Source organism: Lachnospira hominis (ex Liu et al. 2021) (genome assembly GCF_014287955.1).
Lineage (GTDB): Bacteria > Bacillota > Clostridia > Lachnospirales > Lachnospiraceae > Lachnospira > Lachnospira hominis.
Window position 1 is genome coordinate 189,713 of record NZ_JACOPD010000002.1, and the last position, 22,797, is coordinate 212,509.

Consider the following 22,797-nt stretch of genomic DNA (forward strand, 5'->3'; position numbering starts at 1 on the left):
GTTACCTCCAAAAAATCAAAACTGAAAATTCCCCAAGGAATGAATTTATTATAAATAATATTGTGCCTGCGGTCAATAAAAAGTCTTTAAAAAAATGGATATTCTTTACAGGATTAAATTTTCTTTTAACGGCAATCATTTACTTAGAAAATTCAATTATATTGATAAAGGAGGTGCAGCTTGGCTGGGTATAAAGTAGAAATATGCGGTGTCAATACAGCAGAGCTTCCGCTGTTAAAAGCAAAGGAAAAAGAGGAACTTTTAAAGAAAATCAAACAGGGTGATGCAAACGCCCGTGAACAGTTTATCAAAGGCAATCTGCGTCTTGTATTAAGCATTGTACAGCGTTTTAACCAATCAAATGAAAACATCGACGATTTATTCCAGATTGGATGTATCGGAATGATTAAAGCTATTGATAATTTTGATTTATCACAAAATGTACAATTTTCGACATATGCAGTTCCAATGATATTAGGAGAAATAAAAAGATATTTAAGAGATAACAATTCTATACGTGTCAGCCGTTCCATGCGTGATACCGCTTACAAAGCAATCTATACCAAAGAAAAACTGACAAAATTAAGACAAAAAGAACCGACAATTAATGAAATTGCGTCCGAAATCGGTGTGCCAAAAGAAGATATCGTACTTGCACTTGAGGCAGTACAAACACCTGTCTCGCTGTACGAGCCTGTATACAATGATGGCGGCGACACACTCTATGTGCTCGATCAGGTCAGTGACAAAAAGGACTGCGAAGAAAACTGGGTCAGCCGGATTTCTCTTAAAGAAGCAGTTGAAAAACTCTCCCCACGCGAAAAAAGAATTATAACAATGCGTTTTTTTGAATGTAAAACACAGATGGAAACTGCTGCCGAAATAGGCATTTCACAGGCACAGGTTAGCCGGCTTGAAAAAATGGCATTAAAATCAATGCGTAATTTTCTGGGCTGACAACTATCTGCCGCCTTATGAATATAATAATACTGACAAATATTCATAAGGCGGTTATCCATGCGTGTATGTGATTTGCACAATAAACAGGTAATAAATACATGTGACTGCAAAATTCTTGGATGTGTAATTGATATTGACTTTGACGAATGCAGCGGCTGCATAAAAGCACTCATAGTACCGGGACCCGGACGGCTTTGCGGCCTGTTTGGAAGAGATATCGAATATATAATTCCATTCCCATGTGTCAGAGGCATAGGTCCCGATGCTGTTCTTGTTGAAGTTTCTCTCGAAAAAATAACACATAAATGTATATGATTATTGAATTTTATCTCTTTTTGAATTAAAATATAAATAAATATTAATGTACAGAAGCGAGGCATATTATATGAGCGAAAAATATATTGCATATGTAGGCAGCTATACTCACGAAAGCAGCAAAGGAATCCATTTATACGATATGGATGTTGAAAAGGGACGTATAACAGAACGCACAGAATTTCCAATTGATAATCCTTCTTACATAACATTGTCACACAGCGGTAACTTTTTATATTCAATATGTGACCAGGGTGTAACATCATTTTCCATAGAACCGGATGGCAGTTTAAATAAACTCAATGTCGTTTCTATTAACGGAATGCGAGGATGTCACATCACACTTTCAAAAGATGACCGTTTTTTAATTGTTTCAGGATATCATGATGGTAAACTTACCGTGCTTTCACTTGAACCTGACGGAAGAATCGGCAAAATAACAGATGAAGTATTCCACAAAGGAATGGGAAGCATTGCTGACCGCAATTTCAGGCCACATATAAGCTGGTCTGTATTTACACCTGATGAAGAACTTTTATGTGCATGCGACCTTGGTATTGACCAGATTAAACTTTACGAATTTAATCACAACACTGGAAAACTCAAATTATATGATATTATACGTTCACAGCTTGAATCAGCTCCAAGACAGATGATATTCAGTGCAGACGGCAGATATGCCTATGTTTTATGTGAATTGAAGAATTATATAAATGTATATTCTTATGACAAAGACAATGGCAAAAACCGTTTTGAACTTATACAGAATATTTTTACAGTCAGAAAAGGACATAAAACCAACAGTGCTGCTGCCAGTCTTATTCTTTCTAATTCAGGCAATAATCTTATCTGCTCAAACGCAGGTGATAATACTGTTACTATTTACAGCGTAAACAAAGAAACAGGTACGCTTAACAGTATTTCATCACTTCCGGTAAGCGGTGATTATCCAAAATACATAAATATTTTTCCTGATGACAAACACATAATGTCAATGAATAATGAGGGCAACTCAATAACAATTTTTACAATTCATTTTGATAAAGGACTTATAGTAATGAATGGTCCTGAATTAAAAATTTCAAAACCAAATAACATGATAATTAAAAAATTACAGTAAATCTTATGCCATGCCATGGATTTTCAAAACCTGCGGCATGGCGTTTTTTTACATAAAATAAAAAACAAACGAGGATATTATATATGAACATATTTATATGTGATGATAACGAAGCTGATATTGCACAAATTCGCAGTTATACAAAAATATACTTTGCAATGGAACCTTATGACCCGCTTGTAAAAGGCTTTACCAGCGGTGATGATTTATTAAATGACCCATTAATACCGGATATTGTTTTTCTGGATATAGAAATGCCGGGACTCAACGGAATAAATACCGCAACAGAGCTTATTAAACGCAATCCAAGCGTACTTATAATAATCGTGACATCTCATCTTGATTATCTTGATGACGCAATGAAAATCCATGTTTTCCGCTATCTTACAAAGCCTGTTGAAAAGAAACGTCTCAGCCGCAGTCTTGCTGATGCAGTAAAAATATATGCCGAGGCTAATGCGACAGCAATTGTTTACACACGCAGACATGGTCCTATTGCACTTAAAAAATCTGATATTATATGTATTGAAGCAGAGGGACGTTATTCTTATGTATACACAAAAGATGATAAAATTGACTCAGTCAACAGCCTGTCAGAATGGATGAATGTACTAGCCGGAATTAATAAAAGTTATAATTTTTATCAGGTTCACAGAAGCTTTATCATTAACATGAATTATATAACCAACTACTCTCCTACTGAGCTTTCACTTAGCAATGGCTTTATGACTATACCTTTGGCACGCCGTAAAAGGGTTGAATTCAAAAGACAATATTTAAGACATCTTGAAAGAATAAGATAAATTATAGGGCCAGGTAGTTATTATGAATTTATTTAATATATATATAATATCAATTTTTGCATATATATGTGAAGGATATACGTTATGGCTTTATTGCTCCGGCCTTTTTGAACGCAGATACAATTTTATAAAAAGATTGTTAATTTACATAATATTTTACACTATTCCTATATTGTTTATAGGTTTACGCATATTTTCATTAAACTGTATACTGTTTTTTGTAATGACAATGCTGATTATATGCACAGCATATAAAGTCACACCGGGCAAAAGCATGCTGCACGCACTGCTGGCAACTTTTATTATGTGCATAACAGAACTTATCGTAATGGTTGCTGTTCCTGATTATGGTCAGAACGTTCTTGGCTATATTGATTCATTTAAAGTACAGGTTATGATTTATTATATAAGTAAGCTCTTATACCTTATATTTATGTATATAGCCTCTTATATTCTTTCAAAAAAGGAACATCCCGGCACAACATCAACATTAAAAATATTTGCACCTGTCGGAATATGTGCAATAAGCGTTTTCATTATAAATTCTTTTTGCATTTTATGTGTCAATATATCACTTTCAACAAAATATATTACACTTATACTTATAAGTGCAACGGTTCTTTTGTGCCTTAATGTACTTGCAATAAATATGTATAATTATATAGAAAAACAATACATCCAGAACGAAAAACTAAATTTGCAGCTTCAAAATGAATCTCTTTCAATAGAATATTATAAACAGCTCGCTGAAATGGACGAAAAACAAAAAATAATGATTCATGATATTAAGAATCATCTTTTGTCGATAAAGGAGTTAAATAAAGAACATAATTATAATGAAATTGATAAATATATTTCAACGCTTCTGTACTCTGAGGAATTCAGCAAACCTGTAATGGTATCTGACAATGAAATTTTAAATGCAATTGCATATCGCTTTCAGAAAAAATGTTCAGACAAAAATATTACATTTATAACCGATATACGTTCAAAAACTGTTTCTTTCATATCTCCTGACGACTGCACTTCTTTATTTTGCAATCTTCTTGATAATGCATATGAAGCAGCATGTAAAACAGATGATGGACATATAACATTAAAAATATGTTCTGATACTTCTGACAAACTTACTATCATGGTAAATGTAGTAAATTCATGTAATGGAAATCCTTTCGATTCGCATGGTAAATTAAAAACATCCAAAAAAGACACCATAAGCCATGGCTATGGACTTAAAAGCATTGAACGTGTCGTCAATAAATATAATGGTTTTATTGATATGTATTATGACGAAAATGATTCAACTTTCCATACACTTATAAGTTTTTCAGACCGGATGTAAACAGCCAGAAAGGCAGGCTTACTGATTTTTCTAAAAAATCAGCAGACCCGCCTTTTATATTTTTATATCTTATTACTTTTCTGCATTTTTATCAGAATCTGCATTTTTATAATCGCTTTTTTCAAGCTTATATGCAAATATTGAACCTGCAACTGCAAATAAAGTAAGCACAGCTGCAATAATGTTCATTACCATATTCACCCCTCCTGTCATAAATTAATTCCTAACTTATGACAGCACAGCTTTTTTCTCCATCCTGATTATGAATATATGTAATAATAATTTTTCTGCGTATGTATTGATTTTTTTCATGTATATAATAATAATTCATACTGAAAAAAATCATAATAATAAATTCAAGTAAAATCAGGGCAAAAGAAAAATTAATCTTCAGATTATATCTGTATGAAATTATATCTTTTGTCTGAAAGACATTAATATCTTTTAATCCTAAAATCTCTCCCATACATATTTCGTTACCTCCATATGTATCATCAATCACCTGATATACATAAGATGCAGAAGTTCCACCGGACTTATTGCATCTGAATTCTTCATTATCCGTTCCAAAATACATTCCTGAAAGAATTATTGACAGAACAAGAAAAATATATATTAATTTTTTATTTGTTTTAAATGATTTCATATATTGTTTTCAACCTTACAGGCACAGAATATACAACTTCTTCTACAATATCCGCATCTTGTGCAAGCTGCCTGTTGATATATGCTAATTGTCTGATATATTCTCTGGTAGATTCATCATATATGCATCCATCAGAAAAAATATCATTGGTTACTATTATTATATTACTACATTTATCACGGATTGTCATGCATTCTTTAATAATTGATTGAGTATTTCCTCCCGGCTCAAACATTTCGTTTGCGACAAGATTTGACATACACTCAATAAGAACTGTTGAGTTACGTGGATTTTTTATTTTTTCCAACGCCCCTGATATATGCATCGTCTGCTCAATTGTATAAAAATCTTTGCCTTCACGCAGCTTCTTATGCCTTTCAACTCTTTTTTTTCCTTCTTCTCCGTATGGAATCATAGTTGCAATATAATATTTTTCATTTTTTTGTGCAAGCTCACATGAAAGCTTTTCCGCATATTCAGATTTACCGCTTCCGCTTCCTCCGAAAATTAATGCAAACACTCATATGCCTCCATATCTATATTTTCAAATGTATTGCTCTCATTGTACACACTCATTGACATATCAAGCAGAGGAAAAACCATAACTGCCCCAGAACCTTCTCCCAATGCAAGATTCGCATCTATCACAGGCTTTAATTCAAGATGTGTAAGAATCTTTTTTAAAGCAGGCTCTTTTCCTGCATGTGATGCAATCATATATTTTTTTGTTCCAGGTGACATATATTCCGCAGTAAGTGCTGCTATTCCCGATATCAGTCCGTCAATGACAACCGGAATTCCATACTCAGCTCCGCCGATAAATACACCAGCAAGCCCTGCAATATCCAATCCACCAATACATGATAAAAGTTTAAGTGTATCATCTTTATATCCACTATACATTTCACACGCTTTTCTTACTGTTTCAGTTTTATTTTTAAGCCCTTCATTCGTAAGTCCTGCACCATAACCTGTTACATTTTCCGGCTTTTCATCAAGAAGAATTGCTGCAAGTGCTGCACTTGTAGTTGTATTTCCAATTCCCATTTCGCCCGTAGCAATAATATTTATTCCTTTTTCACTGCACATTTTTACAATTTCTTTTCCTGTTTCTATTGCCTTAATACACTGTTTATCTGTCATAGCATGTTCTTTCAGAAAATTTTTTGTACCATGGCTTATCTTTTTATGTAAAATTCCATCCATATCATCAATTTTTTTACCTGACGGAATGGTTTCACATGCAATTCCTATATCTACAGGTATAACCTGTGCACCGGTATAACCGGCCATAAGACATACACTTGATTTGCGTGATGCCATATTGGCAGCCACTATCGCTGTTACATCCTGTCCGCTCTGACTTACATTTTCCTCTACAATTCCATTATCAGCACACATTATGACTAATGCTTTTTTACTTATATCTACATGTTCTGTATTCTGTATGCCTGCAATTTTTACTATTATATCTTCAAAATCCCCCAGTCCGTTAAGAGGCTTTGCTATATTATCCCAATGTTTTTTTGCAGCATATTCGCATGATTTTTTTATAAAATTCATTCCAAATTCCTCATTTCCGTAAAAATATATGTGCATAAAAGCCGCATATAATTTTTCTGTGTTGTATCCTGCCATGCTGATACTTTCATCAGATACTTTTTTCACCTGAAAATCGCTGCCCGGATTACAGCTTTTCCAATAATGAAATTCATGCGTTTTCAACGGCTGCATGCATCTGCATGCCATACCATCGGACACCGGCGTAACTTCCATATATCCAAATCTTTGCAGTTTTCCGCCATTTACTGCTTCACCATCTATAATCCCCGCCATAGGATACTTTTTCCCATCCGTTCCTTCAAGATATGAATGAAGATATAAAAAGCCTCCACATTCCGCAATACAGGCAATCCCACTGTCTATCACTTTTTTTACACTTTTAATCATACTCTTATTTTCTGATAATTCTTTTGCATATCTCTCAGGATATCCACCCCAGAAAATAACTCCGTCTGCATCATACGGTATTTCACTGTCATGTATCGGACTGAAATACATAATCTTGCATCCATTTTCTTCCAGAAAAGCAATATTGTCATCATACAGAAAACAAAATGCTTCATCTTTTGCAATTGCAATATTCACACAAGATTTACTGTCAGTTCCCACATCTTTTTCAGCTTCGTATTCTAATTTTTCCGCTGTTTTTGCAAGTTTCATCACTGCATCAATATCAATCGTCTTTTCCATTACATCTGCCAGATGATCAAGTTTTTCATCAAAACCTTTTATTTCATCTGCACCTACAAGCCCAAGATGCCTGCTTTCAATATGAAGTGACGAATCTGACGGAATATATCCTAATGGCTGTACTCCAAGTTTTAATGCACATTCTTTTGCATATCTGTAAAGTTTCTCAGATAATCTGTTAAATATGACACCTTTTATATGGCTGTTTTGCTTCATATTAACAAATCCTGAAAGGACAGCTTCAAGCGATGATGACATGCCCTTACAATTTATTATAAGTATTACAGGTGTAGATGTTATGTCAGCAATTTCATATGCACTTGCCCTCTGCGTAAATCCCATCCCGTCATAATAGCCCATCACGCCCTCAATAACCGCTATATCACATTTATCCGCTTTTTTTGAAACTATCTTTCTTAAATCTTCCGGCTTACAAAACCATGAATCAAGATTTCCTGTTGGAATTTTTAGCACTTTTTTATGAAATGATGTATCTATGTAATCAGGTCCGCACTTAAATGCGTGAATGTTCATTTTTCTGTTTAAAAGACACTTTAATAAACCGCATACAACTGTTGTTTTTCCACATCCGCTGTTTGTGCCTGCAATCATAATTCTTCCATTACACATTTTAATGCCTCCCTGAAATTTTGCCTGTCATCTTGCATCTATTATAAATACAGGATTCTGTACATCCGGCATATGATATCTTCCACGTTTTACCACATTCGTAACTGCTATACACACTGTTTCCACTTTTTGGAAATTAATTTCAAGATATTCCAGAGCTTCATTTAATGTCTCCATTGTAACAGCAGTCATAACAATATGTACAGATGGATTTTTACGGATAAGCTGGTCAATTATATCTTTTAACATTCCCTTGCTTCCGCCAATAAACACGCTGTCCGGTGCCGGAAGTTCATTTATTTTTTCTTGTGCACGCCCATTTACAATCTGAATATTATCTGTTCCGAATTTATCAGAATTTTCTTTTATTAAAGCACACGCCTCTTCATTTTCTTCTATCGCATATACTGTTCCCATATAATCCGCAAGTGCAAGCTCTATACTGACTGAACCTGTTCCGGCTCCAATATCATATATACATTCATTTTTTGAAACATGCATGCGTGAAGCAATTGATGCACGGATTTCTCTTTTCGTCATAGGAACATTTCCACGAATAAAATTCTCATCGGGAATTCCTGCAATGCCGTCAATAAGCTTTTCATTATTTTCAACCAGCATTACACAGAGTCCGCATGATTCATACTCTGTAAGATTTTTTGCATAATCACATGTAATCTTTTCATTTTCAAGTGAAAGATTCTCACCTATATATACTTTAAATCCGCCAAATCCAATTTTTTGGAGTCTCTGACATATTATGCCGCAATCTGACTGTGTTAAAATGTATGTATATCTTGATGAAAGAATTGTGCCCATAATGCTCATTTTTCTTCCATGCAGACTTAAAAATCCAGCCTCATCCAACGGAACACCTGTTTTTGCAGACATATATGATACGCTTGAAATCCCCGGCAGAATATTATATTTAATTTTTTCTTTTTCTAATTCCAAAACCAGCTTTTTCGTTCCGCTGTAAAACGATGCATCTCCCGACATAAGCACCGCTATATTTTCACACTGATTATTACTTTTTATGATTGAAATTATATCGAAAGGTGTAATTGCTGCAAATGTTTTTTTATTACAATATGGCTTTATAAGTCTTTTTGCACCTATTATTATATCAGCATTCTCAATTTTTTCTTCTGATTCTTTTATCAGATACCGTCCGTTTCCGGGTCCCACACCAATTATATATACATTCATTTTTATCTTTCTTTCTGTTATTTTTCAACTATTTCTGTAATATATTTTAAAGCTTCACTCAATCCTATACCGATACATTCATCACTGCCTGTATCCTCTATTATTATTACCTCTGTCCCTGCACGCATTGCTGCATTAATTTTTTCCTGTGTACCGCCCGTATTTCCGGAATTTTTTGTAACCAATACTTCTATTCCATAATTTTTTATCATTTCATAATTCATATTTTCAGAAAAAGGTCCCTGCATGCATATAACATTAGAATTTTTAATTCCGCTTTTAAGCACCTCTCCAAGCATCTGCACATTAGGCAGCATCCTCAAATAATAATTATCTTTAAATCCTTCAAGATGACTGTAAACACCTACCGTTTTACTTCCTGTTGTAAGCAGAACTTTTTTATTTTTATAGCATGGGGCACTTAATATTATTGCTGCTTCTTCGGCACTGCCCGCACTTCTTACTTTTTCACGATTGACCAGATTATAATTTTCTTTATCTCTCTTTATACGTATGTATTTTGTTGTAGTCTTTTCACAGGCATTTTTAATATTTTCCGTAACCTGCACTGCAAATGGATGTGTCGCGTCAAACACTGCCATCGGATTTATTTTTTCTATTTCTTCTTTAATTTCTGCCTCATCAAGCCTGCCTGTGTGTATTATGCACTTATTCCCATCGAAACTTTTGTCGTCTTTTAATATCATTTCACCATATTCTGTAGCAACAAATATATGTGTGTCTATATTTAACCCGGATGCATAATCTGCAAGGTGTCTGCCTTCTGTTGTTCCGGCAAATATAATAATACTTTTTTCTGACTTATTATTATATCCCCTCGGTGTTACCATTTTTTCACCCATCCTGACAGTTGATTTATTACCGATAAATACTGTAGTAAACATATCTGCATTATATTCTTTTAACTGACCTAGTGTAAGAATCTTCGAGCTTTCCATGTCTCTTCCTATATTTCTTACAACGCCGCATACTGTGTCTTCATCTTTATATTCAAGACATATGCTGCATGCCCATGCAAGATAATCTGCCCTTTTTTTACTAGATGGATTATAAAGGCAGATTACCATATCTGACATTGCTGCTGCACGCAGTCTTTTTTCTATCACGCTCTTTTTTGTCAAAAGATCACTAAGGCTTATAACTGAAAAATCATGTGACAATGGAGCACCTATTATTGCTGCTCCGCTGTTTGCCGCTGTAACTCCCGACACGACCTTAATTTCAGGAGAATTATCCATAGCACCGGCAAGCTCATATGCAAGACATGCCATGCCATATACGCCGGAATCACCACTGCAGACAAGTGATACCTCTTTGGTCACAGCCTCATTCAACGCATATTCACAACGCTGTCTTTCCTGCATCATGCCATTTTCATAATACTCTTTATCAGGAAAATATTCTCTCATCAAATCTATATATGTCTTAAATCCTACTACAAGTTCAGACTTTTCAATCGTCCTTACCGCTTCTATTGTCATATTCTCATATGAACCACATCCAAAACCAACTATATTAAGCACTTTATCCTCCATAAACCCTGTATCTGTATACAGAAACTGTCACTCCGTTTTCTACAGTCTTAGGTACAAGACATTCACCGTTACAACTTGCCCTGCATGCACTGCGTCCACAGACATTATCCGCACCAACGTGGTTATATACAGTCATTGACGGCTCAAATTCACCTTCAACCTCCATAAGCTCATCTGCCGTATATGTAATGAAATCTGCCTGTAACTCCTCTGCCAGCTCTATTATACCTTTTTCGTCTGCTTTTTTGTTAATTGAAGCGACACAATTCACATTTTCCGCAGATACACCGGCTTTTTCTAATATTGTCATAACAGAACTTTTAATCTTTAAGTATTCTGTTCCTCTTCTGCAGCCAACTCCGACAACAATATTACGCGGTATAAGAATTATTTTTGACTGCATATCTTTAATTTCTGATTTATTTTTTAATATAACTATATCAGCATTTTCATAGTCTGTTATTTTTATATTTTTACTGCATTTTTTACACTCGTTCTGTATTACCTTTTCATATTCTTCAGCCTGCATGTATATCCCAAGCTGCTCACCGTTTACAATTCTTGTGCTTATGTCTCGTATCATATATGGATTTATCATTTTAAGGTGATTTTTTACTGCAAAAACATCTACAGCAAATGCGTTATTGACATCCGTTGCAGTTGTTATAACTGCATCCGAACCTAACATTCCTGCAACTTTTACACACCATTCATTCCCGCCTCCCACATGCCCGGACAAAAGTGAAATAACATGTATTGCATGATCATCCATGACAAGCACAGCTGGATCTTTGAATTTACTTGTAATATAAGGTGCAATAGAACGTACCGCTATTGCAGCCGCACCAATAAATATGATTCCTTCATATTGATAAAAAATATCTCTGATAATGGCCGGCGTACTCTTAAATGTTATAATATTTTCTGCATCAATATATTTTGCCGATTTTACACTGACATATATATCAATCTCATCATCACTTAAATGTCTTAACTTTTCTGCCAGTATAGCTCCGTTTACCGTATATGCAATTACCGCCGCTCTCATTTACGGTACTCCGTTGTAAATGAAGCATCATAGAGCTTTGAATTATTATATTTTCTGCCTAGAAAATCACCAACAAGAATAAGAGCCGTTTTCGCAATACTATTCGATACCATATCATTATGCAGATTTTTAATTGTTGTCATTATTATCTTTTCATCAGGCCAGCTTACCTTATAACATATGGCACATGGTGTATCCTCACTATATCCGCCGGTCAGCAGTTCATCCTGTAATTCTTTTGTAAGTCCTGAGCTTAAAAAGACTGCCATGGATGTATTATGTCCTGCAAGTTCTCTCATCTTTTCTTTTTCAGGAACCGGTGTTCTTCCTTCCATTCTTGTAATTATCAATGACTGCGAAATCCCAGGCACCGTGTATTCACATCCTGCTGCTGCAGCAGCAGCAAGAAAACTGCTGACTCCGGGACAGATATCCCATGAAATATCATATGAATTTAACTGTTCAATCTGCTCTCTTATTGCACCATATATTGAAGAATCGCCTGTATGCAGACGCACAATATCCTTATTTTCACTATCTGCTGTTTTTATGACATCAATAATCTCTTCAAGCGTCATATATGCACTGTTGTAAATTTCACATGAATCTTCTGCATATTCCAGAAGTTCAGGATTTACAAGTGAGCCGGCGTATATTATTACATCAGCGTTTTTTAACAGATTCATTCCTCTCACCGTTATTAAATCTTTGGCTCCTGAACCTGCTCCAACAAAATGAACCATACTTTTCTCCTTATTATCATTTCAATTTTTCAAGCATATTATCTGCATTTTCCGTTTTACATAAAATGCCGTATTCTTCTGAAAATGTTATCATTCCGATTTCAATACTGCCTTTTGCCCGCAGTTTTAATGATCTGTCAATTCTTTTTTCCAGCATTTTAATTGTCTCATCAAAAATACCTTCTTTTTTTAGAATCTCAAGTGCAGCATCAGTAGTTATACATCCAAGTATATTTTCAAGAACTTCTCTTTCTGCCCCACATAATGCTGCACATAAAGCAAATGCTTCCATTCTTCCATCAGCATATCTTGAATGTGTATTGTATATTGTGCAGCCAAGCTTTGAAAGTTTGCCGATATGTCCGACAAGAAGCATTGATTTAAAGCCTTTTTCAATGCACATATCTATTGTATCTCCTATAAAATTACTGCATTTAACGCATTTATCAACAGCAATACCCAGATTATCCCTCAAAAAATCCTGGCCGTAATTTCCCGGTGTGACAATTATAAATTCTTCATTTTGTGCTTTTCTTACATCAAGTTCAACCGATATTGTATCTATAAGTGCCTGTTCACTCATAGGTTCAACTATTCCCGTCGTTCCAAGTATTGATATTCCTCCCTCTATTCCAAGTCTTGGATTGAATGTCTTTTTCGCAATCTGTATTCCCATCGGAACACTTATTACAGCTTTAAGTCCACCATCATATGAATAATCAGACGCAGCCGTTTTTAACTGTTCTTCTATCATTTTCCGTGGTACAGGATTTATTGCAGCTTCACCAATCTGCTGTTTTAAACCCTTTTTTGTAACACGTCCGACACCTTCTCCTCCATCAACAGTTATTCCACTCTTTTCATATGAAACCGTTGAATATACAAGAATTTTATCTGTCACATCAGGATCATCGCCACTGTCCTTTTGTACCGCACAGCTCACATAATCATTTTCTTTTTTTATATCTGTAAGCCCAACAGTAACAGAATTTCCTGAGGGAGTTATTACAGTAATATTTTCAATGACTTTTCCTGACAAAAGCATTCTGGCAGCACCGGCGGATGCAGCGGCAGCACATGTTCCTGTTGTAAAACCGCATCTTAATTTTTTGCTGCCTTTACTTACATATTTTTCGAGCATTTATCTTCTCCACTCCCGGTTATCATCCTGACACATATACAAAAGTGCATTTACTATTGATGCGGCAACATTGCTGCCGCCTTTTCTCCCTCTTGCTATAATACATTCCATACCACTATCAATAATTGCCTCCTTTGAATCCACAACATTTACAAATCCAACAGGAACACCAATTACAAGAAGTGGTTTAAACTCATTTTCCCTGTACATTTTTTCTATCTGAATAAGTGCAGTAGGTGCATTTCCTACAACCATAATACATCTTTTATTATTCATAGCTGCTTTTTTTACAGCACATACTGCCCTTGTTATATTCTCTTTTTTCGCCATAACTGCAACATCCTCGTCTGATACATAACACACAGCATTACAGTTAAGTTCTTTCAATGCTTTTTTATTAATACCTGAAAGTGCCATGTTCGTATCTGTAACAAATGTCACTCCCGATTTAATTTCACCCAACGCCGTCTTTATGGCATCAGGTGAAAAATACATATTTTCCGCATAAGAAAAATCTGCGGTCGTATGTATTACTCTCTTAACAATCGGTTTAATATCAGATGGGAGTTCAATTTCAAGCTCTTGTTCTATTATTTCAAATGAATGTTTTTCAATATCATTTGGATTCATATATTCATACTTATTATCCAATATTTTCTCCTATCTGTCTTAAATTATAATCGTCCGGTTTATCTAAAATAATTTTGTTATTCTTTAATGCATACTGCCTTAATTCTTTCATTTTCTCATTTACTATACCATACGGGCAGCCTGCATCAATATAATAATCAGCTATATCAACATATTTTTTTGCCATTTCTAATGACTTGTCGCTAAATATTTCAAATGGCTTTTCGCTTATGACTTTTACCGCAAGGGATTCTGCTATCGTATATTCACAGTCATTTTGTGCAATAATTCCTGCCGAAAACGGAATCTCAAAATGCTGCAGACGCCTGTAGACGGAAACGCCGAATCCACCGCCACCAGCGACAAACACCTTTGGAGTACCTGTCTTTTTTTCAAGTTCGGTACTTCCATAAAGGCAGTTATAACTTCCATTTTTAATATCATACAGTTCACGTATTATTTCATCTTTAAATATTTCATCGGGCGTACCATACAGTATTTTTCCATCAGCCCTTACACACATAACCCAATCAGATATTCTGTTTGCGAGTTCTATCTCATGTAATGACAAAACAACCGTAACATTTTCTTTAACAGCCATATTCTGCAAAATATCAAGAAGTTCTATCTTATGCCTTATATCAAGAAATGACGTAGGTTCGTCCAGTACAATAATCTGCGGTTTCTGACATATTGCACGTGCAAGCATTATACGCTGTCTTTGTCCGTCACTTATCTGTGAAAAATCTTTTTCGGCAATATCAAGAGCCGCCACGCTCTCAAGTGATTCATCGACAATTCGTTCGTCCTCAGGCGTAAGTTTTCCAAAATAATTAGTATATGGATAACGTCCCATTGCAACAACATCACGACACGTTAGAAGTTCTGTTTTTACTTTTTCTGTGAGAACTACCGACATCTGCTTTGCAAAATTTTTGCTTGAATAATTGTTAATATCTTTTCCTTCTAAAACAACCACACCGCCAAGCGGACTCATTTCCCTTATAAGATTTTTTAAAATGGTTGATTTTCCCGAACCATTTGGACCTATAAGTGTAAGAATCTGCCCCTTATACACTCCAAGCGAAATATTTTCAAGAATTGGTTTTCTGTTGTATCCAACTGATAAATTCTGTGTTTTAAAATAAAATTCTTTCTCTTCTTCCATTATATCTCACCGTTTTTTCTGCTAATCATAAGCCATATTACCACAGGTGCACCAAATACCGCCGTTACAGTACCTATTGCAAGTTCTGACGGCGAAAATATTGTTCTTGCTATCAAATCACAAAACATGCAGAATACCGAACCGCTTAAAAATATAGCCGGCATTATCACTACTGGTTTTGACGTTTTCATAAGAATACGCGTAACATGAGGAACTGCAATTCCCACAAAAGAAATCGGTCCTGCAAGTGCTGTTACACATGCTGAAAGTATGCTTGACAATGTTATTATACAGAGTCTGAAAAATTTAACCGGTATACCCATGCTCTTTGCATATCCTTCACCAAGAAGATAAGCACTGATTGGTTTTGCAAAAAGGAATGTCACTATTGCTGTCGGAAATACTATAACTGCCGATAATTTTACTGTATTCCATGAACTTGCTGAAAAACTTCCCAGTGCCCAATGTGTAAGATTTGCTATATCTGAATCATTGGCAAATGTTATACATAAATCTGTTATTGCAGAACATATATAACTAATCATTATGCCGATTACAAGAAGTGTTGACATATTTTTAACCTTGCCGGCAAAAAGCAGAACATAAAGCAATGATAAAACCGAACCTGCAAATGCTGCCGCTACCTGAGCCCATAAAGGCATTGAAGGAATATATCTTAATAGAAAAATCATAGTAATTGCAAGAAACATTTTTGCACCTGATGATATACCAAGTACAAATGGACCCGCAATCGGATTTCTGAAAAATGTCTGAAGCAGAAAACCTGACAGTGCCAGGGCACCGCCAAGTATAGCTGCACTAAGAAGCCTTGGCAGACGGATTTTCCATATAATATTGAATCCGGCTGTGCCTGCCTCAGCTTTTAAAAAGATAATTTTAAAAATTCTGCCAAATGAAATATGTACATTACCTGTATTAATATTCATAAATACCGCAACAATGAATAATACTACAAGCATTATATAAACCAGCTGGCAGCGTAACGCCTTCTTCATTATATAACCTCTTTAATTATTTAAGTTTTTTAAGATATGTAAGTTCATTTACACTGCTGTCAGATGTCATCATCTTATTGATGTCATTTACCATACTTCCGATTGTATCCGCAATCTGGAAGAAATCAGGTGTAGTGCACCATACATTGCCATCCTTAACAGCCTTCATATCTGAAAGAACTGAACTGTATCCTGTAAAATCAGCAAGTGTAGATGGTTTTCCTCCAAGGCTCCATATATAAATGATGTAGTCAGCATCTTTAGCCTTAGAATAGAAGCTTTCCATCTCCATTGTCTGTGTTCCTGTCTTTCCGACATTCAAATCATCAAAAATATACTTTCCACCGGCAAGTTCTACCATCTGTGCAACATAATCGTCCGCATTTCTTACATATAACTTACCCTTTGATGTTATATAAAATACTGCTACAGATTTTCCTGTCTTTTCTGTCTTTGAAATCTTATCAACATAAGCAGCCTGCTCATCATACATTCTTACTGCATCATCTTCTTTATCACAAAGTGCTGCATAACATTTTGCCCACTCTACTCTTCCAAGAGGATGTTCCTCATATGTTGACTGGTCAAGTATAAAATTAATATTAAGCTCCTTGAACTTCTCGGCAACATCAGGGGCACTTGTAAGCATTGTTGAATAAATACATATTGAAGGTGATGCTGCAACAATCTGCTCAAAATCAGGTGCTTTATAATCACCTACATATGTAAGTTTATTATCGTCAAATGCTTTTTTAACATCATCGATATACCATGAAGATTTATCATATGTTACAAGGCTTATATTATCAAGACATCCGCTTGCATTCATAAGTGATGTAACCGGTGTGGATGCAACAAGCATATTTTTAACAGGTCCGTTTAAAACAATAGTATCCTTTGATACATCTTCAGGAGTCTTCATTCCATCAGGAACCACAAGAATCTTTGACTGCTTGTCCGTTATAGCAGTATCTTCATCACGGTTTGTGATAGTTATCATCTTATAACCACCCTTATAATAGTCTACAGAAAATAATTCTGCATACTTTAAATCCATTGAATGGTCAAATACAAGCTTTCCGTTGTATTCATCGTTGTTTGATGCTTCTTTTTGTTTTCCACATCCTGCCAATGCAAATATGCTGGCAAAAAGTGTGATTACAAGTGTAATTGCCAGTAATCTTTTCTTCTTCATTTTTACCTCCATTTGAAGCCTGTGCCTCTTATTATTATTTTGATGAAGATAGCTTGCAGAGTAAAAACAGCTTTTGTACCTTTATATACCGCCAGTATACCAAATATATTTTATTGCACAAAAATAAATAGTTCACTGTTCTCGCAGCGTACTATTAAAATCTGCCTGTAAACCGGTCTTCTGACTCGCATATCAACGCCTGTATTCACCTTCCCGAATCCAATCCATCTCATATCTGTAAGATAACAAATAATATATGTTTATCATCAGTGGCATATCAAATACAGACTCCCTGCTCACAGCAGCGGAACTGTTCAGGATTCTCACCTGATTCCCTGGAATTATAAATATATTAAAAAGTTATGACATTTATATTAATTCATATATTCCGTTTACAGTGACTATTTCAATCATCTTTCAAAGATTATTATATAAATGCACTATTGTCAAGTAAAAAAGGTGTCTGTTTTGATATGCACCCATAATCCATGATACATATTAAAACAGACACCTTAAAAAATATTAATCTTCTTTTACTGAAGCAGGCTTTTCAACCTGTGCAATAGCTTTCTTCTGCATTGAAATCCTGCAGTTCTTATTGTTACCAAATTCAACGATTACATCATCATCTGTGATATCTATAATAACACCGTAAAAACCGCTTGTTGTGAGAACATAATCACCTTTTTCAATTGAATCCATAAGTTCCTGCTGCTGTTTCTGCTGCTTCTTCTGTGGCTTAATAGCCAGGAAATACATCATCGCACCAATTGCAACTACATAAACTAATAAAATAACTATCTGCATAAATAAATTCCTCCGAATTTTAAATTAACTAAATGATACTATATACTAAATTTCGCTCAATGTCCAGCTTTTATAAAGATTTTTTATTATCATATGTCTTTAACATATCAAGTCTTTCTTCCTTAAACTTACTGTAACGTCCCTCATCAATAGCACCTCTGATATCCTCCATCATATGATTGTAAAAATAAAGATTATGCAATACACAAAGTCTCATTCCAAGCATCTCTTTTGCCTTTAAAAGATGTCTTATATATGCTCTTGAATAATCACGGCAGGCAGGACAGTTACATCCTTCTTCAATAGGACGCATATCTTTTTCATACTGTGCATTAAAAAGATTTATCTTTCCAAACTTTGTATACACATGTCCATGTCTTCCGTTTCTTGAAGGATATACACAATCAAAGAAATCAATTCCCCTGTCTACCGCCTCAAGAATATTAGCCGGAGTACCTACACCCATAAGATATGTAGGCTTATCCTGTGGAAGATAAGGCACTGTCTCATCGAGAACGTGGTACATTTCTTCATGTGTCTCGCCGACCGCAAGTCCACCGACTGCATAGCCGTCAAGATTCATCTCTGAAATAATCTTTGCATGTTCAATTCTTATGTCTGTATACACAGCTCCCTGATTAATTCCGAATAAAAGCTGATTTGGATTTACTGTATCAGGAAGTGAATTAAGTCTGTTCATCTCTTTTTTGCAACGCTCTAACCAGCGTGTTGTACGTTCTACCGAATTCCGTACATACTTTTTATCTGCTTTTGCCGGAGCACATTCATCAAATGCCATAGCAATTGTAGACCCAAGGTTTGACTGTATCTGCATGCTTTCCTCCGGTCCCATGAATATCTTATGTCCGTCAATATGACTGTTAAATGTAACGCCCTCTTCTTTGATTTTTCTTAACTTTGCAAGCGAAAACACCTGAAATCCACCCGAATCAGTAAGAATAGGCTTATTCCAGTTCATAAACTTATGAAGTCCGCCAAGCTCTTTTATCAGTTTATCACCCGGTCTTACATGAAGATGATATGTATTTGATAATTCAACCTGTGTTCCTATTTCATTAAGGTCTGCTGTTGAAACAGCACCCTTTATTGCTGCAACTGTTCCCACATTCATAAATACAGGTGTCTGTATAACACCATGCACAGTATGCATCTCAGCCCTCTTGGCACGTCCGTCTGTTTTTAATAATTTGTACATTTTTATCCTGCCTATTTTTTATAAAATTTCACAATATTATCTATGCGTGATGTCATATTTTCAAAAATCAAATCTACAAGTGCAAGTGCTGCCATAGATTCAACAACAACTACAGCACGTGGCACAATCATAGGATCATGTCTTCCCTTTATAGATACTTTTATATCTTCCCCGTCTTTATTAACTGTATCCTGAACAGATGATATTGATGGTGTAGGCTTGATTGCTGTCCTGAAAACAATCTGTGAACCATCACTCATACCGCCAAGAATTCCACCGGCATTGTTTGTCTTTTTCTCAACTTTGCCATTATTCATATAAAACGCATCATTATTCTCAGTTCCTGTCAACCTTGCCGCATTAAATCCGCTTCCTATCTCAAAACCTTTAACTGCACCTATAGAAAATACAGCCTGTGCAAGTTTAGCATCAAGCTTGTCAAATACAGGCTCACCTATTCCCGGCATCATTCCATCTATCACACATTCAATAATTCCACCAATTGAATCACCTTGCTCTATCTGCTTCATCGCATACTCTTCAACCTGTGCAGCTGCTTTTTCATCAGGCATTCTAAATGGATTCTTTTCAATCTGTTCTTTGTCAAAATTATCATATGAAGCTGCAATACCGCCTATTTCCTTGGAATATGTACATATGCTTATTCCAAGCGTTGCAAGAATCTTGACTGCAACAGCCCCTGCCGCAACTCTTCCTATTGTCTCGCGTCCTGAGCTTCTGCCGCCTCCACGATAATCCCTGAAACCATATTTTTCATCAAATGTATAATCAGCATGTCCCGGTCTGTAGAAACGTGCTATCTCTGAATAATCAGCCGAACGCTGTGTTTTATTGCGTACAACCATGCTTATCGGAGTTCCTGTCGTTTTTCCTTCAAAAATACCCGAAAGTATCTCAACTTCATCGTCTTCTTTTCTTGGTGTAGTATATTTTGACTGTCCCGGTTTTCTTTTATTAAGCATAACCTGAATATCACTTTCTGCAAGTGGTATTCCTGCCGGACACCCATCTATAACAACACCTACTCCGGCCCCATGGGATTCTCCCCATGTCATAATCTTAAATTGGTTACCAAATGTTGAACCTGCCATTACGTTTCCCCTTTGTTTCTGATATTTATACCTATCCTATATGCCCATACGGCTCAATGTATTTTCAAGATAATCCTTAGCTTCACAGATATTTGATGCCGTAACTTCATCTATCTTTTCAGGTGTTGACCTGCCTATAGCTTTTGAAAGTCTCTGGCATGCTTCTTTCACCTGTTTTTTAGTCTGTTTATCCCAGTCTTTCCTATGCTCATGAAGCATATACTCAGTATTTTGCAAAAGCTGTCCTGCCTCAATACGCAGATTGACAATACCCTGTTTTTCGGCATCTTTACTTCCGTAAACTTCTGCTTCCCACTTTGCTCTTTCGATTTCTTCTTCTGACATATTGGAACTTGATGTGATTGTTATTGACTGTTCATGCCCTGTTCCCAAATCTTTAGCCGATACATTGACAATTCCGTTCGCATCAATATCAAATGTTACCTCAATCTGTGGTGTTCCTGCAAGTGCTTTTTTTATTCCTGACAGCCTGAAGTTGCCCAAAAGCTTGTTATCCCTTGTAAACTTGCGTTCTCCCTGAAATACTTTTATATCTACTGATGTCTGGAAGTTCCCTGCAGTTGTAAATATCTGGCTGTGTCTTGTTGGAATTGTTGTATTTCTCTCTATAAGCCTGCTCGCAATTCCGCCTACAGTCTCTATCGACAATGAAAGAGGTGTAACATCCATAAGAATAATCTCAGATGCCGCACTTCCGGCAGTCAGCTGTCCTCCAAGCTTTCCGCCCTGAACTGCCGCTCCCATTGCAACACACTCATCAGGATTAAGATTTCTTGAAGGCTCTATACCACATATTCTTCTGACTTTCTCCTGAACAGCCGGAATTCTTGTCGAGCCTCCGACTAGAAGAACCATATTAATATCAGTCTTTTTAAGTCCCGCATCATGAAGTGCATTCTCAACAGGTGTAACCGTTCTGTCAATAAGATCTGTCGTCATGCTCTCAAACAGGCTTCTTGTAATATTAATATCCATATGATGTGGACCAGATTTTGTCATTGCAATAAACGGAAGATTAATATTCGCATTCATGGCGGAAGAAAGTTCTTTTTTAGCTTTCTCCGCTTCCTCTCTTAACCTCTGCATTGCGGCAGTATCCTTAGTCAGATTGATTCCGTCTGTCTCCTTAAACTGTTCTACAAGAAAATTCACGATTCGCTCATCAAAATCATCTCCGCCAAGATGATTATCTCCGGATGTTGCAAGAACTTCTATAACCTGGTCACCAATCTCAATAACCGAGACATCAAATGTTCCGCCTCCAAGGTCATATACAAGAATTTTCTGTGGCTGACCATTATCAAGTCCATATGCAAGTGCAGCCGCCGTAGGTTCATTAATTATACGCAGAACATTAAGTCCTGCTATTCGTCCCGCATCCTTTGTGGCCTGTCTCTCAGCATCATTAAAATATGCAGGAACAGTTATAACAGCATCTGTAACCTGTTCTCCTGTAAACTGTTCTGCATCATTTTTTAGTTTTCTCAAAATCATCGCAGAAATTTCCTGAGGCGAATACTTCTTACCGTCTATCTTTTTTCTGTAATCTGTTCCCATATGTCGTTTTATGGAAAAAATAGTTCTGTCTGCATTAGCTGCCGCCTGTCTTTTAGCAATATCGCCCACAAGCCTTGAACCATCTTTTGAAAATGCAACAACTGAAGGTGTTGTCCTGTATCCTTCGCTGTTTGTTATAACTGTAGGCACATCTGCCTCAAGCACAGCAACACAGCTGTTAGTTGTTCCCAAATCAATTCCGATTACTTTACCCATTCTAATCAAGTCACTTTCTATACTTTATAATCCATAAAGAATTATTCTTTTATGAGTATATCACATAATCATATGCTTTAAAATGAACAGACC

22 protein-coding genes and 1 riboswitch are annotated in these 22,797 nt (G+C 35.8%); of the genes, 5 read left to right on the top strand and 17 right to left on the bottom strand.

What is annotated here, in order from left to right; genetic code table 11:
* Positions 1-180 precede the first annotated feature (180 nt).
* The 5 genes from sigG (at position 181) to H8S01_RS03485 (ending at position 4,540) form a co-directional block, all read left to right on the top strand.
* Positions 181-957, top strand: a complete 777-nt coding sequence (sigG, locus tag H8S01_RS03465) for an RNA polymerase sporulation sigma factor SigG (protein WP_186836183.1) — start codon at positions 181-183, stop codon at positions 955-957.
* A gap of 60 nt (positions 958-1,017) precedes the next feature.
* On the top strand, positions 1,018-1,275 hold the full coding sequence (locus tag H8S01_RS03470) for a PRC-barrel domain-containing protein (protein WP_021865957.1): 258 nt from the start codon (positions 1,018-1,020) through the stop codon (positions 1,273-1,275).
* Between the two features lie 70 nt (positions 1,276-1,345).
* A complete protein-coding gene (locus tag H8S01_RS03475; protein ID WP_186836184.1) occupies positions 1,346-2,395 on the top strand; it encodes a lactonase family protein in 1,050 nt (349 codons plus the stop codon).
* A gap of 83 nt (positions 2,396-2,478) precedes the next feature.
* Positions 2,479-3,198, top strand: a complete 720-nt coding sequence (locus H8S01_RS03480; protein WP_021865959.1) for a LytR/AlgR family response regulator transcription factor — start codon at positions 2,479-2,481, stop codon at positions 3,196-3,198.
* A gap of 304 nt (positions 3,199-3,502) precedes the next feature.
* Complete coding sequence (locus H8S01_RS03485; RefSeq protein WP_186836185.1) at positions 3,503-4,540, top strand: sensor histidine kinase; 1,038 nt, start codon at positions 3,503-3,505, stop codon at positions 4,538-4,540.
* 72 nt (positions 4,541-4,612) lie between these two features.
* Here H8S01_RS03485 and H8S01_RS14210 read toward each other — a convergent pair whose 3' ends face one another.
* The 17 genes from H8S01_RS14210 to dnaK form a co-directional block, all read right to left on the bottom strand.
* On the bottom strand, positions 4,613-4,735 hold the full coding sequence (locus H8S01_RS14210) for a hypothetical protein (protein ID WP_279287863.1): 123 nt from the start codon (positions 4,733-4,735) through the stop codon (positions 4,613-4,615).
* A gap of 28 nt (positions 4,736-4,763) precedes the next feature.
* Positions 4,764-5,186 (bottom strand): hypothetical protein, encoded by a 423-nt coding sequence (locus H8S01_RS03490; RefSeq protein WP_186836186.1) that lies wholly within the window; start codon positions 5,184-5,186, stop codon positions 4,764-4,766.
* On the bottom strand, positions 5,173-5,706 hold the full coding sequence (locus tag H8S01_RS03495) for a bifunctional adenosylcobinamide kinase/adenosylcobinamide-phosphate guanylyltransferase (RefSeq protein WP_021866452.1): 534 nt from the start codon (positions 5,704-5,706) through the stop codon (positions 5,173-5,175). Before H8S01_RS03495 ends, H8S01_RS03490 begins: the two co-directional genes overlap by 14 nt.
* Entirely contained in the window at positions 5,694-8,069 is a 2,376-nt protein-coding gene (locus tag H8S01_RS03500) for a cobyrinate a,c-diamide synthase (RefSeq protein ID WP_186836187.1), read from the bottom strand. Before H8S01_RS03500 ends, H8S01_RS03495 begins: the two co-directional genes overlap by 13 nt.
* Positions 8,070-8,096: 27 nt before the next feature.
* On the bottom strand, positions 8,097-9,278 hold the full coding sequence (gene cbiE / locus H8S01_RS03505) for a precorrin-6y C5,15-methyltransferase (decarboxylating) subunit CbiE (RefSeq protein WP_186836188.1): 1,182 nt from the start codon (positions 9,276-9,278) through the stop codon (positions 8,097-8,099).
* 17 nt (positions 9,279-9,295) lie between these two features.
* Complete coding sequence (gene cobJ, locus H8S01_RS14270) at positions 9,296-10,822, bottom strand: precorrin-3B C(17)-methyltransferase (RefSeq protein ID WP_330605481.1); 1,527 nt, start codon at positions 10,820-10,822, stop codon at positions 9,296-9,298.
* 1 nt (position 10,823) lies between these two features.
* Entirely contained in the window at positions 10,824-11,882 is a 1,059-nt protein-coding gene (locus H8S01_RS03515) for a cobalt-precorrin 5A hydrolase (protein ID WP_186836190.1), read from the bottom strand.
* Positions 11,879-12,625, bottom strand: a complete 747-nt coding sequence (gene cobM / locus H8S01_RS03520; RefSeq protein ID WP_021866447.1) for a precorrin-4 C(11)-methyltransferase — start codon at positions 12,623-12,625, stop codon at positions 11,879-11,881. The genes H8S01_RS03515 and cobM overlap by 4 nt, the downstream gene beginning before the upstream one ends.
* A gap of 16 nt (positions 12,626-12,641) precedes the next feature.
* The gene (gene cbiD / locus H8S01_RS03525; protein WP_186836191.1) at positions 12,642-13,766 is read right to left on the bottom strand and encodes a cobalt-precorrin-5B (C(1))-methyltransferase CbiD; all 1,125 of its coding nucleotides are present in this window, start codon (positions 13,764-13,766) and stop codon (positions 12,642-12,644) included.
* A complete protein-coding gene (locus tag H8S01_RS03530) occupies positions 13,767-14,396 on the bottom strand; it encodes a precorrin-8X methylmutase (RefSeq protein ID WP_186836340.1) in 630 nt (209 codons plus the stop codon).
* Between the two features lie 13 nt (positions 14,397-14,409).
* On the bottom strand, positions 14,410-15,564 hold the full coding sequence (locus H8S01_RS03535; RefSeq protein ID WP_186836192.1) for an ABC transporter ATP-binding protein: 1,155 nt from the start codon (positions 15,562-15,564) through the stop codon (positions 14,410-14,412).
* The gene (locus tag H8S01_RS03540) at positions 15,564-16,580 is read right to left on the bottom strand and encodes a FecCD family ABC transporter permease (protein WP_186836193.1); all 1,017 of its coding nucleotides are present in this window, start codon (positions 16,578-16,580) and stop codon (positions 15,564-15,566) included. The genes H8S01_RS03535 and H8S01_RS03540 overlap by 1 nt, the downstream gene beginning before the upstream one ends.
* A gap of 16 nt (positions 16,581-16,596) precedes the next feature.
* The gene (locus tag H8S01_RS03545) at positions 16,597-17,775 is read right to left on the bottom strand and encodes an ABC transporter substrate-binding protein (RefSeq protein ID WP_021866442.1); all 1,179 of its coding nucleotides are present in this window, start codon (positions 17,773-17,775) and stop codon (positions 16,597-16,599) included.
* A gap of 152 nt (positions 17,776-17,927) precedes the next feature.
* Positions 17,928-18,147: riboswitch (cobalamin riboswitch) on the bottom strand.
* A gap of 150 nt (positions 18,148-18,297) precedes the next feature.
* Complete coding sequence (yajC, locus tag H8S01_RS03550) at positions 18,298-18,582, bottom strand: preprotein translocase subunit YajC (RefSeq protein WP_021866441.1); 285 nt, start codon at positions 18,580-18,582, stop codon at positions 18,298-18,300.
* A 70-nt stretch (positions 18,583-18,652) separates the two neighbouring features.
* On the bottom strand, positions 18,653-19,798 hold the full coding sequence (gene tgt / locus H8S01_RS03555) for a tRNA guanosine(34) transglycosylase Tgt (protein ID WP_186836195.1): 1,146 nt from the start codon (positions 19,796-19,798) through the stop codon (positions 18,653-18,655).
* Between the two features lie 11 nt (positions 19,799-19,809).
* Positions 19,810-20,910, bottom strand: a complete 1,101-nt coding sequence (gene aroC / locus H8S01_RS03560; RefSeq protein ID WP_186836196.1) for a chorismate synthase — start codon at positions 20,908-20,910, stop codon at positions 19,810-19,812.
* 36 nt (positions 20,911-20,946) lie between these two features.
* The gene (gene dnaK, locus H8S01_RS03565; RefSeq protein WP_186836197.1) at positions 20,947-22,704 is read right to left on the bottom strand and encodes a molecular chaperone DnaK; all 1,758 of its coding nucleotides are present in this window, start codon (positions 22,702-22,704) and stop codon (positions 20,947-20,949) included.
* Positions 22,705-22,797 lie beyond the last annotated feature (93 nt).